This is a genomic window from Streptomyces sp. ISL-96, from assembly GCF_018614035.1.
Taxonomy (GTDB): Bacteria; Actinomycetota; Actinomycetes; order Streptomycetales; family Streptomycetaceae; genus Streptomyces.
Window position 1 is genome coordinate 242,044 of record NZ_JAGGPA010000020.1, and the last position, 15,348, is coordinate 257,391.

At 68.8% G+C, this 15,348-nt stretch carries 7 protein-coding genes and 1 pseudogene; 2 read left to right on the forward strand and 6 right to left on the reverse strand.

The genetic code is table 11. The annotated features are described in order from the left end of the window. Nucleotides 1-14 precede the first annotated feature (14 nt). Entirely contained in the window at nucleotides 15-1,556 is a 1,542-nt protein-coding gene (locus J7E96_RS14280) for an FAD-dependent monooxygenase (protein WP_215131132.1), read from the forward strand. Between the two features lie 22 nt (nucleotides 1,557-1,578). Here the strand turns inward: J7E96_RS14280 and katG are convergent, their stop codons facing one another. Both katG and J7E96_RS14290 read right to left on the reverse strand, forming a co-directional pair. Then, nucleotides 1,579-3,768, reverse strand: a complete 2,190-nt coding sequence (gene katG / locus J7E96_RS14285) for a catalase/peroxidase HPI (RefSeq protein WP_215131134.1) — start codon at nucleotides 3,766-3,768, stop codon at nucleotides 1,579-1,581. Between the two features lie 311 nt (nucleotides 3,769-4,079). After that, on the reverse strand, nucleotides 4,080-6,773 hold the full coding sequence (locus tag J7E96_RS14290; protein WP_374196668.1) for a glycoside hydrolase family 9 protein: 2,694 nt from the start codon (nucleotides 6,771-6,773) through the stop codon (nucleotides 4,080-4,082). 242 nt (nucleotides 6,774-7,015) lie between these two features. Here J7E96_RS14290 and J7E96_RS14295 point away from each other — a divergent pair, with 242 nt between their 5' ends. After that, nucleotides 7,016-8,383, forward strand: coding sequence for an ABC transporter ATP-binding protein (locus J7E96_RS14295; RefSeq protein ID WP_215131138.1), 1,368 nt, complete (start codon nucleotides 7,016-7,018; stop codon nucleotides 8,381-8,383). Nucleotides 8,384-8,437: 54 nt separating this feature from the next. Here the strand turns inward: J7E96_RS14295 and J7E96_RS14300 are convergent, their stop codons facing one another. From J7E96_RS14300 to J7E96_RS14310, 4 genes and pseudogenes are all read right to left on the reverse strand, one after another. Further along, nucleotides 8,438-10,789: a glycoside hydrolase family 9 protein gene (locus J7E96_RS14300; protein WP_308295953.1), complete on the reverse strand. Its 2,352-nt coding sequence runs from the start codon at nucleotides 10,787-10,789 to the stop codon at nucleotides 8,438-8,440. 52 nt (nucleotides 10,790-10,841) lie between these two features. After that, nucleotides 10,842-11,630 (reverse strand): cellulose binding domain-containing protein, encoded by a 789-nt coding sequence (locus tag J7E96_RS38445; protein WP_308295964.1) that lies wholly within the window; start codon nucleotides 11,628-11,630, stop codon nucleotides 10,842-10,844. 177 nt (nucleotides 11,631-11,807) lie between these two features. Continuing rightward, nucleotides 11,808-12,986 (reverse strand): annotated as a pseudogene (locus J7E96_RS37360) (glycoside hydrolase family 5 protein); the annotation flags it as partial. 177 nt (nucleotides 12,987-13,163) lie between these two features. Then, on the reverse strand, nucleotides 13,164-15,239 hold the full coding sequence (locus tag J7E96_RS14310) for a prolyl oligopeptidase family protein (protein WP_215131142.1): 2,076 nt from the start codon (nucleotides 15,237-15,239) through the stop codon (nucleotides 13,164-13,166). Nucleotides 15,240-15,348 lie beyond the last annotated feature (109 nt).

Sequence of the window (15,348 nt, forward strand, 5' to 3'; positions counted from 1 at the left end):
AGAGGCCCATCTCCATGAACGATCACCACGACGTCGACGTACTCATCGCCGGAGCCGGCCCGACAGGCTCCACCCTGGCGGCCGACCTGCTGCGGCGCGGCCTGCGCGTCCGCCTGATCGACAAGGCACCGCACGCCTCCAAGGGCTCCCGCGCCAAAGGCGTGCAGCCACGCACACAGGAGGTCTTCGAAGACCTCGGCGTACTGCACGAGGCACACGCGGAAGGCGGCCCCTACCCACTCGCGGGCATCCACCTCGGACCGCTCACCGCGCCATGGAAAATGCAGCAGCGCAACCGGCCGACCCCGGACGTGCCGTACCCGAACATCCTGCTCCTGCCCCAGCACCGCACCGACGCCATCCTGCACCGCCTGCTCAACCGGCTTGGACTGCCCATCGAATACGGCACCGCACTGGAGGACTTCGAACAGGACGCCACCGGCGTCACGGCCACACTCGCATCCGGCGAGAAGGTACGCAGCACGTACCTCGTCGGCGCCGACGGCGGCGCCAGCGCCGTCCGCAAGGCCACCGGTCTCGGCTTCGCGGGCGAGACCGACGCCTCCGACCGTACGCTCGTCATCGACGGCACGATCGACGGACTCTCCCGCGACCGGTGGCACATCTGGCCCCGCGCCTCCACGGGAGCGTGCCCGCTGCCGCACTCCGACCAGTTCCAGGTGATGATCCGGCTGAAGCCGGACGACACACCGGATCTCGACGAAGCCGCGCTGGCCGCCCGGTTCCAGAAGCTGACCGGTCTGCGGCTGCGTGACATGACCTGGAGCTCGGTGTTCCGGCCCAACGTCCGGCTCGTCGAGCACTACCGCGCAGGCCGGGTTTTCCTGGCCGGTGACGCCGCCCACGTGCACACCCCGGCCGGCGCCCAAGGACTCAACACCGGCGTACAGGACGCCTACAACCTCGGCTGGAAACTCGCCCAAGTCATCGCCGGCGCACCCGACAGCCTCCTCGACACCTACGAGGCCGAGCGGCAGCCGATCGCCGCACGCGTTCTGGGTAAGTCCAGCGAGCTGTACGCCAACCTCAGCCGGCACCGTGTCTCCGGCCTCAAGCGCGGAGACGAAGAACGCCAACTCGATCTCTCCTACCGCGGCGGCCCACTCGCCCCCGGCCACTCTCCGGCCACCAAGACACTGCACGTGGGCGACCGCGCACCGGACGCGCCGTGCTCCGCGCGCGATGCCCGACGCCTGTTCGACGTCTTCCGGGGACCGCACTTCACACTCCTGGCCTTCGGCCCGGACGCCACCGAGGCGCTGCACAAGCTGACCTGGCCCACCGACGGCACCGAACTGCGCCGCTACGCCGTCCGCACCGGACGCCCCATCGACGACGGCGTCCTCGCCGACACCACCGGTCAACTGAACAGCGTCTACGGAATCACCGGCGACACGCTCATCCTCATCCGCCCGGACGGATACATCGCAAGCATCGTCACGTCCGACTGGACGACGGCTTTTACCGCCGCGGCCAAGGCGTTCACGCCGACGCCGCCCCGACCGGATCCCGAAGGGGTCCGGGTCGGCCGATGAGCGGCCGACCCGGACATCGGGCTCAGGCGAGGTCGAACCGATCGAGGTTCATCACCTTGTCCCATGCTGCCACGAAGTCACGCACGAACTTCTCTCCCGCGTCCTGGGACGCGTAGACCTCCGAGACGGCTCGGAGCTGGGAGTGGGAACCGAAGATGAGGTCGACGGCGGTGGCGGTCCACTTGACCTTGCCCGTGGCGCGATCCCGACCTTCGAATACGTTCTCGGCCGAGGCCGACGCCTTCCACTCCGTGCCCATGTCGAGCAGGTTGACGAAGAAGTCGTTGGTCAATGTCTCGGGCCGGTGCGTGAAGATGCCGTGCGGGGATCCCTTGAAGCCGGTGTTCAGGGCCCGCATGCCGCCGATCAGAACCGTCATCTCGGGAGCGGTCAGCGTCAACAGGTTGGCGCGGTCCAGCAGGAGGGTCTCCGGCGACAGTTTCTCTCCCGCCCGGAGGTAGTTGCGGAACCCGTCCGCCTTGGGTTCGAGCACGGCGAACAACTCCACGTCGGTCTGCTCCTGCGAGGCGTCCGTGCGCCCCGGTGCGAACGGGACCGTGATCTCGTGCCCGGCGTTCTTCGCGGCTTGTTCGACGGCAGCGCACCCGCCCAGAACGATCAGGTCAGCGAGCGAAACCTTCGTTCCGCCGGCCTGTGAACGGTTGAAGTCCTGCCGGATCTGGTCGAGGGTCCGCACCGCCTCGGCCACCTCGGGCAGGTCATTGACCTCCCAGTCCTTCTGCGGCGCGAGTCGAATGCGTGCCCCGTTGGCCCCGCCGCGCTTGTCGGTGCCGCGGAAGCTCGCCGCCGACGCCCAGGCGGTGGTGACCAGCTGGGGGATGGACAGTCCCGAGGCGAGGATCCTGCCCTTGAGAGCCGCGACGTCCTCGTCCGAGACCAGCTCGTGATCGACCGCGGGGACGGGGTCCTGCCAGAGCTGCGGCTCGGGAATCCACGGCCCGAGGTAACGCGACAGGGGTCCCATGTCGCGGTGCAACAGCTTGTACCACGCCTTGGCGAACGCATCCGCGAGCTTGGCCGGGTTCTCGTGGAAGCTCTTCGCGATCGGCCCGTAGACCGGATCCAGCCTCAGCGCGAGGTCCGTCGTCAGCATCATGGGAGCGTGCCTCTTCGACGGATCATGAGCGTCAGGCACAGTGTCCTTGGCCGAGGGATCCGTGGGAGTCCACTGCTTCGCACCGGCGGGGCTCGTCGTCAGCTCCCAGTCGTACCTGAACAGGTTGTCCAGGTACCCGTTGTCCCACTTCGTCGGCTCGGAGGTCCATGCGCCCTCAAGCCCACTGGTGAGCGCGTCGGCGCCCTTGCCGGTGCCGTAGGTGTTCCGCCAGCCGAGGCCCTGCTGCTCGATGGAGGCGGCCTCGGGCTCCGGGCCGATGTACGAGGGGTCGACCGCGCCATGACACTTGCCGAACGTGTGGCCGCCGACGATGAGCGCGACCGTCTCCTCGTCGTTCATCGCCATACGCCGGAACGTCTCGCGGATGTCCCTGGCGGAAGCCAGCGGGTCCGGGTTGCCGTTGGGCCCCTCCGGATTTACGTAGATCAGTCCCATCTGGACGGCACCGAAGGGACCGGCGAGTTCCCTTTCGCCGCTGTAGCGCTCATCTCCGAGCCAGATGTCCTCGGGCCCCCAGAAGATTTCCTCGGGCTCCCAGATGTCCTCTCGCCCGAAGCCGAACCCGAACGTCTTGAAGCCCATCGATTCCATGGCACAGTTCCCGGCGAAGACCAGGAGATCGGCCCAGGAGATTTTCCGCCCGTACTTCTGCTTGACCGGCCAGAGCAACCGGCGCGCCTTGTCGAGGCTCGCGTTGTCCGGCCAGCTGTTGAGGGGGGCGAAGCGCTGAGCGCCGCTGCCGCCACCGCCCCGGCCGTCGGCGATGCGGTACGTTCCCGCGGCGTGCCAGCTCATCCGGATGAAGAGCGGCCCGTAGTGGCCGTAGTCGGCGGGCCACCAGTCCTGCGACGTCGTCATCACCTCGAAGACGTCCCGCTTCAGTGCGTCGAGGTCGAGGGTCGCGAACTCTTCCGCGTAGTTGAAGTCCTCGCCCATCGGGTTGGCGTGGGGCGAGTGCTGGTGGAGAACCTGAAGGTCCAGCTGATTCGGCCACCAGTCCCTGTTCGTCCTGGGCCGAGTCGGCGTAGGGGTCGGAGAGGGGATTACCGGGTTCTCGCTTTCGCTGCCGGACACGTCCGTCCTTCTTCCTGTCTCGGTGTTTCCTTCTGCTTGCTGCTTACTCTTGACGTTCGCTGGTTTGCAAGTGTCGAGTACCGCGACCAGTGCCTCGTAACGCGCGATGGAGCCCACCGCTGGAAAAGCCTTACCGGCTCTGCGGCGGGCAACGCCAAGCCTGCCGGCCAGCGGAATTCCTATCCTCACGCATCTGGGTGCGTGAGCCGGCAACGCCACGGGCTCAAGAGCGGCAACCGTCGGCGACAACGCGCGTGAAGGGCGTCTGACCTGGACATATTTCCAGGTCAGACGCCCTTCACGAGATGCGCTCAGCGGATCGGCGTCACGCCGCAGGGCCGGCCGTTCAGCCTGAAGACCCGGGGATCGTTCACCTGGCCGGTCGTCGACCTTCCGTTGAAGCCGAAGCGCGCGGTTCCGCCGGGAGGCAGGCTCGCGTTCCAGCTCAGCGCCGTGGCCACGACCTGAGGGCCGGTCTGCGAAATGGTGGCTCCCCAGGTGTCGGTCACCCGCTGCGTGTCGGCGAACGACCAGGTGAGCTGCCAGGGGCTGGCCGCCCGGGTGCCGGTGTTCTTCAGCACGACCTGGGTGGTGAAGCCGCCGTCCCACCGCTGTGACGTGTACGCGACCTCGCAGGTCGCCGCCCGGTCCTCGCCGCCGCCCAGGTCGTCGGCGTAACCGGCGATCCAGGCCAGTGGTGCGTTCCAGTTGATGGTGACCTCGTTCGTCGCCCACGATTCGATGTGGTCGATGTAGCACATCGCCGGGGCGCACCCCTTCAGCTTGCTCTGCGCCAGCGGGTCCTGGATGCCGTCGTTCGGTCCGCCGGCGAGGGAGCCGGGCGCGGGGTTGGGCAGGGACGGATCGAGCTGGTGGGCCCAGAACCGGTGGTGCTGGTTGCGCGCGTCCCGCTCGCCGTAGCCGGTGACGTACGACGTGTTGAGCGGGTTGCGGCCCAGGAGGTAGTCCATCCCGCGCAGCACGGCGTCCCGGTAGGCGGCCTTGCCGGTCAGGTCGTGCGCTGTGCCCAGGACCACCATGTTGTTGGCGACCTGGCCGTTCGAGCCCCACACGTAGTGGCCGTCGGAGGGGGCGTACGGAATGCCGTACGCGGCCTTGCCGGAGTCGGCCGCGTAACCGTCCGCCGCTCGCGTCACCGTGCCGCGCACCGCCTTGAGCTGGTCGGCGGAGAGCCGGTTGGGCACGGTCGCCAGGTCCAGGGCGCCCAGGCCCGCCGTCGATTGCCACGACATGCCGCCGCGCGGGAAGACGGCGTCGGTGTCGCCGTGCAGCGGTGAGCCGAGAAGTGCCTGACGGTAGGCGTCCTGCCCGGTGGTGATGAACAGTTCCGCCGCCGCCCAGTAGAACTCGTCCCGTACATCGGTGTCGGAGTACGCGCCGCCGCCCGTGCCGTCGTTGGGGTCGGCCAGGATGTCCGGGTGGGCCTTCGCCGCGTTCCAGGCGGTACGGGCGGCCTTGTCGCAGCGAGAGGCGAAGGCGGCGTCGTACGGCGCGAAGAGGCGGGCGCACTGGGCGGCGGTGGCCGCCAGGTTGAGGGTGGCCGCGGTGGACGGCGGATGCAGTTCGCGGGGCTGGGGGTCACGGTCGGGCCGGGTCGGCAGCCCGGTCCATGCCTTGTCGTGGAGCTTGTGGTGCGCCATACCGGCCAGCGGCTCGCCCGCCGGGACCTGCATGCGCATGAGGAAGTCCAGCTCCCAGCGGGCCTCGTCGAGGATGTCGGGGGTGGCGTTGCCGTGCTCCGGCAGCGGAAGTCCGCCGTCGGCGAGGGGTGCGGCGTCGGCGTTCTCCTCGGTCAGGGTCCGTTCGAAGGCGGACATCAACTGGGCCACGGATATACCGCCGTTGACGACGTACTTGCCGTGATCACCGGCGTCGTACCAGCCGCCGGCCGCGTCGAGGCGGTAATCGCACACGCCGGGCTGGCACGGCACGTCGTTGTCACCCTGGTTGGGGCTCACGTTGACGTGGCCGGCCGGGCGGGCGTACTCCTCCCCGACGAGATCCGCGTCGATCTCGATGCCGCTGCGGTTGTGGTAGAAGTACGCGAGCGCGTCGGTGCGCAGCGACCCGTAGAGGTCGTCGCCGATGGCGAATGGCTCACTCCTGTCCCCCGCGACCGTGACGGTGTAGCCCTGTCCGGCGGTGGTGACTGTGCCGAAGTCGAAGGTGTGGACGTTCTGCCGCGAGGTGGTGTCGACGCCCGCCGGGGTGGTCGTGCCACTGGCGCGCCGGGTGCCGTCGGCGGCGTTGAGGGTCCAGGGAAGCGGCTCGGTTGCCTCAGTGACGTACGTGCCGCTCTTCGGACCGTGGGTGAGGTAGCCGACCTGGTTGACGCGGACGGGAGAGCCGGTGTCCGGTTCGTACGGGGGCGGGGCGGTGCCGCCGCGCAGCGATACGTCGTCGACGCAGAAGGTGAACGCCTTCTCGCTGCCGCCGAGCTGGAAGACGAGCTGGGCGGCGTCGTGGTCGGCCGCCGCCGTGAAGGTGTGGCTGACGCGTTCGGCGCTCTCGCCGACCTGCTGCGCCGCGGAGAGCTCCGTGGTCCAGGGGGCGGCCCCGAGCTGCACGTTGGTACGGATGGTGAGGGGCACCGTCGAGGTCGCCGTGTAGCTGAGCGTGTATCCCTCGCCGGAGGCGAGAGCGAGCGCGTTCTGCCCGATGATGGCGTCCCAGGGGTTGGCTGTGCCTGCCGGGACATCGGCGCACAGGCGCCCATCCACGACCGCGGCGGGGCTGTTGTCGGTCCACCACCAGGGGGCGGTGCCTTCGGAGAAGTCGCCGTTGGTGATGAGTTCGGGCGCTTCGTCGGCCGGTTCGGCGGCGGCTGCGGCTGCGCCTGCGGGTAAAGCTGCGGCGGGTGAGGCGACCACGGCGCCGGCCAGCAGGCCGGCGACAGCAGCCAGGGCGGCGAGGGCGGCGACACCCGGCGCCGAGCGTCTGCGACGCCGAGTCGTACGGGAAAGGGGAGGCGGATGATGCGACACGCCGGGTCCTCCAGCGGGGAGTAGGGAGGTGCGCGGGGCCTGAGACATGGGCAGTTACGTGTGCGGTGGAAGTAGCTTTGGGAGCGCTCCCAATGTGCGAGGTCGCAGATGCCGCGTCAAGACGTCGGACGTGAATCTTTCGGTCCAGACCATTCCCGACTCCCCAGTAACCAGCTACGTTGCGTGCCCAGTTGTCACTTCTGGCCGCAGCCGTCGCGCTGATTTGCCCTGGGCGGAACCCCATGTCTGGCTCAATCTCCCTGCACAGCGTTTCCAAGACGTACGACCGGGCCGTTCGCGCCGTCGACCGCGTCTCCCTCGACATCGCCCCTGGCGAGTTCCTCGTGCTGCTCGGCCCTTCCGGATGCGGTAAATCAACTGTCCTTCGCATGATCGCCGGACTTGAGGACATCACCGCGGGCGATCTGTTCCTCGACGGCGAGTACGCCAACCACCTGGCGCCGGGGCAGCGCGGCATGGCCATGGTCTTCCAGAACTTCGCCCTCTATCCGAACATGACCAGCCGCGGCAACATCGGCTTCCCCCTGCGTTTCGAGGCCCCCGGAGAGGACTCCGGCCCACGCGTCGAGGCCACCGCCCGGATGCTCGGCATCGAGGACATCCTCGACCGCTACCCCGCGCAGCTCTCCGGCGGTGAGCGGCAGCGCGTCGCCATGGGACGGGCCATCTCCCGGCGGCCCTCCGTCTTCCTGATGGACGAGCCGCTGTCCAATCTCGACGCCAAACTGCGCAGCCATCTGCGCTCCGAGATCGCGCACCTCACCCGCGAACTGGGCGTAACCACCGTGTACGTCACCCACGATCAGTCCGAGGCCATGTCACTCGGCGACCGGGTCGCGGTCATGCGCGGCGGCGTGCTCCAGCAGCTCAGCCGCCCCCGGGACGCCTACGGGCTGCCGGAGAACATCTTCGTCGCCGCGTTCATCGGCACCCCGCGCATCAACCTGCTCCAGGCCGTCGTGCACGCGCCGCTGGAGGGCGCGATGTGGATCGCTCTCGGCGCGCAGCGGCTGCGCCTTCCCGAGCCCCTCAGCCCCGACCACCAGTTGCTCCGCATCCAGCAGGGCAGACAGCTCGTCGTCGGGCTGCGCTCGGAGGCCGTACGGATCGCCACGCCCGGTGAGGCCCGCCCCGGTGAGGTCGCGATCAGTGGTCTGGTCGAGCACATGGAGTACCAGGGGCACGAGGCACTCGTACACCTCAACACCGGCTCGCAGCCCGCCGTCGTACCGGATCTGGAGTCGCCTCGGCCGCAACCTGCCGTACGTCGCCGCCGCCGGGGCACTCCGGCGCCGGGCATGCTGTCCCGGCTGAGGGAGCGGGCGGCACAGCGGGTCGCGGGACCGGTCGTGGTCCTCGACGAGCCGGATCCCGCGGCGCCGCCCCGGGGCAACGCGTACAACTCGCAGCGCCCCACGCTCGGGGCGAGCGACCTGGTCGTCCGTACCGGCCCGGACATGCGGCTGCGGACCGGCACGCAGGTTCCGCTCCTGGTCGACCTCGCGCATCTGTACGTCTTCGACCACTACGGCCGCAGGATCTGTCCGGCACCGGCCGATCTGCCCGGCCTCGACGTCTCACCTCTCTGAGGTCGTGGCCCCGCCGCTGCCCCCCGTGGTGGGGCAGCGGCGGGGCGTCCTCGGTCAGGCGCAGTCCTTCCCGTTCAGTGTGAAGCCCGTGGGCGCGCCGGCAGGCACACCGGAGCCCTGGAACCCGAAGGACACGGCGGCGCCCGCCGGAATGGCGGCGTTGTGGGCGACGTTGATGGCGGTCACATCGGCGCCGCTCTGGGAGATGGTCGCGTTCCAGTGGCTGGTGACCTTCTCGGCGCCCTTGAAGGCGAAGCCGAGCTTCCAGCCGTCGATCGCGGTGGCGCCGGTGCTCTTCACCGCGAGATCGGTGGTGAATCCACCGCCCCACGACGCGGTGACCTTGTAGGTGACCGCGCACGAACCCGTGGGCGGTGGGGTGGGCGTGGGCGTAGGGGTCGGCGTGGGTGTCGGGGTCGGGGTCGGGGTCGGCGTGGGAGTCGGGGCCGTGCCGTCAGGCGTGGCACCCCACTGCTTCGCCGTGCCCTCCATCAGCACGATGTTCGGCGCGTCCACCGGGGTGGTGCCGGGTGTCGTCGCCGACGAGGGGTACGACCAGTCGTTCGCCGGGTTCCAGGCGCCCGCCGAACTGATCCGGAACTGCACCTCCTTGCGGTACGCCGACTGCCCCGCCGGGGCGATCGTCGCGTCCGAGCAGTCCACCGTCACGTAGTAGACGTCGTTCTTGTACTGCGTGGGCCCGCTGACCTTGCCGCACTGGTTGTAGTTGGTGGTGTAGCTGATCTGGTCCGGGGTGACGCCCGGCTCCAGCGTGAAGTAGTAGCGCAGCGAGGCGTCGGTCAGCGCCCTCGCGGGCCAGGCCGACTTGTTGACCAGGTACGCCTTGATCTCCGTGAAGCCCGGCCCGGTGGCGTTCACCGACGCCTGTACGGAGATCTCGGGTCCGTCCGGCTGCTCCGGCCTCGGGAAGTCGGCGAGCGTGCTGCCGCCGTACTCCCCGTACAACCGGGCCAGCGCCCCGGTGAAGGCCGCGTTGTAGTCGGTCGCGACCTCGTTGTTCACGTAGTTCGACCGGTCGTCGGTGTACGTGTCGTCCGGCGCGCTCGGCCCCCCGACCAACGCGCCGTACAACGTGTGCCTGCTCTCGACCGGGCTGTTGATCTGGTCCGTCCACGAGCCGTGGGCGGTCCGGTGGTGCGGCTTGGTCGGCGGGTTGGTGCCGAAGCCGACGACGTAGCTGGCCTTGCGCGGGTTGTCGCCGAGCGCGTAGTTGATCTGCCGTACCGCGAAGTCGTGGTAGCGGGTCTTGCGCTCGCTGTCGCCGGTCAGCCAGTCGGAATACTGGAGCGCCGCGAAGGCGGTGTTGGCGGCGTACCGCAGTGAGCCCCAGCTGTCGAGGACGGCCTGTCCTCCCGGCGAGTACCGCACCCGGTGGCCGCCCACACCGACCGTCCACCAGTCGAGCCAGCGGTTGGCGTCGTCGACATACTTCTGCTTGCCGGTGAGCTGCGCCAGCATGACGTACGCCCCGTAGGAGCTGTCGTCCCAGGACAGCGTCCAGCGGTAGGAGCGGGTGGTGCTCTGCGGCTCGGTGGAGAGGTTGTCGTAGTACGACTCGGCCTTGGCCAGGTAGGCCGCGTCGCCGGTGGCCTTGTGGAGCCAGATGCCGCCCCACACCAGCTCGTCGTGGTAGCCGCTCCAGGAGTTGTAGTAGGACTTCGCGTCGGTGATGCAGTCGCTGTACTTGCCGCGGTAGGTGTCGGCGAAGGCGTACAGCTGCTTGGCGTGCGTCACGAGCTTTGCGGCGTACGCCGGGTCACTGTCGGCGAACACCATCGACGAGGACGCCATGGCGGCAGCGGTCTGGCCGGCGAGGTCGGAGCCGGGACAGGACGCGTCGATCTTGTAGGCGGGCCGTGCCATCGGCATCACCTCGGCCGGGCCCCACCACTTGTGGTCGTCGGCGCCGTTGCCCACCTGCCCGTACAGGACATTCGGGGAGGGGTGTGCCTTGAGGAAGTAGTCGTTGACGAAACGGAGATTGTTCTTCAGGTGCGGCAACTGCCCGGAGGAGGTGTACGCGGCCTTCTCCTCCACTCCGCCCCAGGCCAGCATGGTCGCGGAGAACGCCATCGGCAGACCGAACTTGACGTGGTCACCGGCGTCGTACCACCCGCCGGTGAGGTCCAGGCCGACGTCCTTGCCGTCGTTCAGGCCGGAGTCGCCGCGCCAGTCGACGCGGTTGGTGTCGGGGAGCTTGCCGGACTGCTGCGCCTCGTAGAACGAGAGGGACTTCTGGAGCGCCTCGCCGTAGTTGAAGGCGGGCGCGGCGGCGGCCGGGGTCGGCAGCGACAGGGGGACGAGGAGACCGGCGGCGACCGTGGCCGCGACCGCTGAAGCTGTGGTACGGCGCCGGGTTCTTCGGGGGTTCAGCCAGGTAGGCACGCGCAACGGAATGGTCCTTCCGTACGTCGATGGGAGGGGGCGGCGTGTCCGGTCAGGCGGGCGGTGCGCCCCAGGCCAGGGTGGTGCCGGTGTACGCGGGTACGGCGGGGGCATCGGCATACGCGGTAGCCGTCGAACGGCTGTAGTCGTTCGCCTCGTTGAAGTTCGACCAGTCCGCCTTGCTCATACGGAGCTGGATGTCACCGGTGTCTTTGCCCGCCCCGAGGGAGCCGCCGGCGAACGTCACTTCCAGGTAGGCGTCCGCGCCCGTGACCGGCGTGGTCAGCGGAACGACCTTCAGCTTCACCTGCGCGCACCCGACGGCCGCGTAGTCGCACCACGCGCTGACGGAGGGTGCCCCGCCGTCACGGGTGAAGTAGTAGCGGACCGACACCGTTCTCAGGTCGAGGGAGGTGGATCCGGTGTTGGTGACCTGGAGACCCGGGCGGATGGCGTTGTCCGTGGCGGAGCCGTCATTGTTCTTGTACCGGACCTTCACCGCGCCCGACGGATCGCCGCCACCACCGTCCCCGGCCCGGGTCGTCACGCTCAACGCCGCCGAGGGCGCCGACACGTTGCCCGCCGCGTCCCGTGCCCGCACGGTGTAGCTGTACGCGGTAGAGGGGGCGAGGCCCGTGTCGGTGAACGACGTACCGGTGACGGGGGTGGCGTTCACCTTCGCCGTGCCCCGGTAGACGTCGTAACCGGTCACGCGCACGTTGTCCGTCGAAGCCGACCACGACAGCGACACGCTGTTCGCCGTCGTGGCGGTGGAAGTGAGTCCGGCCGGCACGGTGGGTGCGGTGGTGTCGGTCGGGTCGGGCTCCCCGCCTCCGTACACGTCGGTCAGGCTGATGCCCGTGGTGCTTCCGGTGCCGCCGAGCGGGACCTCGTGGTCGAGGCTGACGAACTTGCCGCCGTGCTGCCACAGGGCGGGCTTCAGCAGGGCGTACTTCTGCTCGTCCCACGACTTCCAGTCACCGAGCAGCAGGCCGCCGGTGTCACCGGAGTTGGGGTTGATGCACCAGAAGGTCTGGTGGATGCGGTTCTCCACGATGAGATCGCGCAGCGCCTTCATCCACTTCTCGTTCGGTCCGCCGTCGAGGAAGCCGCCCCATTCGCCGATGAGGAGCGGCGACTTGTTCTCTTTGTGCAGGTAGAGCCAGTTGGGATCCCAGACATCGCGTTCGAGGGTGGTGCGGTCCCAGGTGCCGGTGAACCAGGGCTGGGCGTACACGAGCGGGCCGTAGTCGTGCGGGGAGTACACGAGCTAGTCGCTGTTGGCGCCGAGGTCGACCGGGTGGTCGCGTACGCCGCGCAGGTTGCCGCCCCACCAAGTGGAGTGGTAGTCGGCCGGGGTGGTGGACGTCCAGCTCACACCGGCCTTGGGGTACACCTCGATGCCTTCGCACAGCACGAGTACGTTCGGGTTGATGGCCAGGATCCGCTTGCCCGCGGTCTCACAGGCGTACTTGAAGTTGTCCTGGTCGGTCGAGCCGTCCCACTTGGCGCGGGTGGCTTCGTTCGCCTTGCCGTGCGGCTCGTTCTTGATGTCCATGGCGACGAGGGTGTCGTCGGCCTTGTAGCGGGCCGTCACCCATTCCCACGCGGCGTAGAACTGCTCGGACGTGATGGCGCCCTTCCACCACACCGGGTAGTTGTGACCGGAGTTGTCGGCCTCCGCGCTGTGCACGTCGAGCATCACCTTGATGCCGTACTGCTCGCACAGGCTCAGCCAGAAGTCGAAGACCTCCAATGAGGTCTTGCCGGCTATCTCGGGATTGGCATGGTTGTTGACGCCGGACGGGACGGTCGCCTGGCCGTTCTTCCATTCCAGGAGGAGCTGCGTCGAGATCGGCACGCGGACCATGTTGATGCCGCGGTCGGCCATGGATTTGGTGATGCCGGTGATGTTGCCGGACCACAGTCCGTGGAAGACCCGCTCGGAGGCGTTGAAGCCGAACCAGTTGGCGCCGGTGAGCCAGACCTCGTCACCGTTCGCGTCGACGATCTTGTTGCCCTTGGTGTGAAGCCAGTCGCCACCGGCCGCGGCGGCGCCGCTCGCGGCCTCTTCAGCCACTGGGGCGGCCTGGGCCGTCGTTCCGCCCGCGAGACCGCCCACCGATATGAGTCCTGCGGTGACAACCGCGGCAACCAGCGTTCGCAGACGCCGTCTTTCTCTTCGTAACTGCCTCATTGGTGCTGCCCTTCAGTCGGTGGCGGGTTCAAAGCGGAGCGTGTTGGGAGCGCTCCCATTTCTATTTGGCTGGGACTGTAGGGGCGTTCTGACGCCTTGGCAAGGCAAGTTGCAACTGCCTATTTACGGAGCGTTTCCATGTCCCGCCGTACGAGCGCTGGGTGAGGCACCGCTCCGTCAGCTGGAGGCCGGCCGAACCGTTTGTGTGAGGTGTTGCCACAAGAAGGTATGCATCAAGGCCTTGTTGTAGGCGGACTGTTCGTTGTCGCTGGCGCCTGCGTGGCCGCCGCCGATGGTCTCGTGGAACAGAACCGGGTGGCCGAGTTCGCGCAGCCGTGCGGCCATTTTGCGGGCATGGCCGGGGTGGACGCGGTCGTCACGGGTGGAGGTCATCAGCAGGACCGGCGGACAGACCTGGTCTGCGGTGAGCCGATGGTAGGGGGAGAGCGCACGGAGGTGAGGGTGATCGGCTTCGTTGTCCGGGTTGCCGTATTCGGCGATCCACGACGCGCCGGCGAGGAGCTTATGGAAGCGGAACATGTCCAGCAGCGGTACCTGGGCGACGATGGCGCCGAACAGCTCCGGATAGTGGGTGAGCATCGCGCCCATGAGCAGGCCCCCGTTGCTGCCCCCCGCGGCGCCCAGCATGGCCGGGGTGGTGATGCCCCGCGCGATGAGGTCCGTGGCGACGGCCGCGAAGTCCTCGAAGGCTCGCGGCCGGTCCGCCCCGAGGGCGGCCTGGTGCCAGTCCGGTCCGTACTCGCCGCCACCTCGGATGTTCGCGATCACGTAGGTGCCGCCGCGCTCCAGCCACGCCCGGCCCGTCACCGCGCCGTAGAAGGGGGTGAGGGAGACCTCGAAGCCGCCGTAGCCGTACAGCAGGGCAGGGGCGGGGCCGGTGGGGGTACGGTCGGGGCCGATCACGAAGTACGGCACCCGCGTGCCGTCCCTGGAGGTCGCGAAGAACTGCTCCACCGCCAGACCGGACGTGTCGAAGCGGGCCGGAGCCTGCTTGAGGATCTCCGCATCGGCGCCGATCTGCCCGCAGTAGAGGGTGGAGGGCTGCAAGAACCCCGACACATCGAGGAAATACTCGTCGGAGATGTCCGGGTCCGTGTCCACCACGGTGACCGCGGACAGCGCCGGGACGTCCGCGAGGGGCTTGCCCGCCCAGCCACCGCCAGGGGCAGGAGCGAGGACCTCGATGCGGGTGCTGACGTCGCGCATCGTCTCCAGGATCAGATGGTGGCGGGTCCATGAGTGCCCGGCCAGAGCCGTCCGCTCATCCGGCGTGAACAGCACTTCGGCGGTGCGGTCGCCCGCCAGGAAGGCGTCGAAGCCGAACGCCAGCAGGGAGCCCGCCCGGTGCCCGAGCCAGTCGGACTTCAAAGTGACGATCAGATGCCGGCGATGGGCATAGGCACTGGCGTCGGCGGGAACGTCGATCTTCACGAGCGTGGCGTCGGCGGTCAGGAAGTACATCTCGCTGCGGAAGAAGTCGAGCGAGCGGCCGACGAAGTCCCGCTCGAAACCCGGTGTGGAGTCGTGCCAGGCCCAGGCCGACACGTCTCCCGCCCCGGCCTCGAAAACCGGGGCGGCATCCTCCAGCGGCGTGCCGCGCCGCCACCTGCGTACCGTACGCGGATAGCCGGCGTCGGTCAGCGAGCCCGGCCCGAAGTCCGTGCCGATGAAGACGTGGTCGGCGTCGATCCACCCGATCCGCGTCTTCGCCTCCCCCACCCGGAACCCGCCGTCGACAAAGGCGCGGGTGGCGAGGTCGAACTCGCGGACCACAACGGCATCACCACCGTCGCGGGAGAGCCGCACAAGCGCCCGGTCGTAGTCGGGATGGCGCACCCCCGCACCGGCCCACACCCACTTCTCGCCCTCCGCGGCGGCGAGCGCGTCGACGTCGAGGAGGACCTCCCACTCGGGAGCATCTTTGCGGTACTGCTCCAGCGTCGTACGCCGCCACACACCGCGGACGTGCCCGGCGTCCCGCCAGAAGTTGTAAAGGAACGCTCCGCGACGGGTGATGTAAGGGATACGGTCCGAAGCGTCCAACACCTCCCGCAGGCGCGCCTTCAGGGACGCGAACCCGGCGCCGGCAGCCAGCACGGCCTCCGTCTCGGCGTTCCGCTCGGCCACCCACTCGAGCGCGGCCTCACCCTCAACGTCTTCCAGCCACAGGTACGGGTCATCATCGATCACAAGCCAAATTGTGCAGTCCCGGAAGGCACGGCAAGACCACATTCCCCAATACCCCGGACGTGCCCCCCCGGATGCGGTGCCGGAAGGCGCTGCGCCCCTGGTCGTCGTTGTCACGGTTGCCACGACGCGGACCCAGCGCGACCCGCCGCGC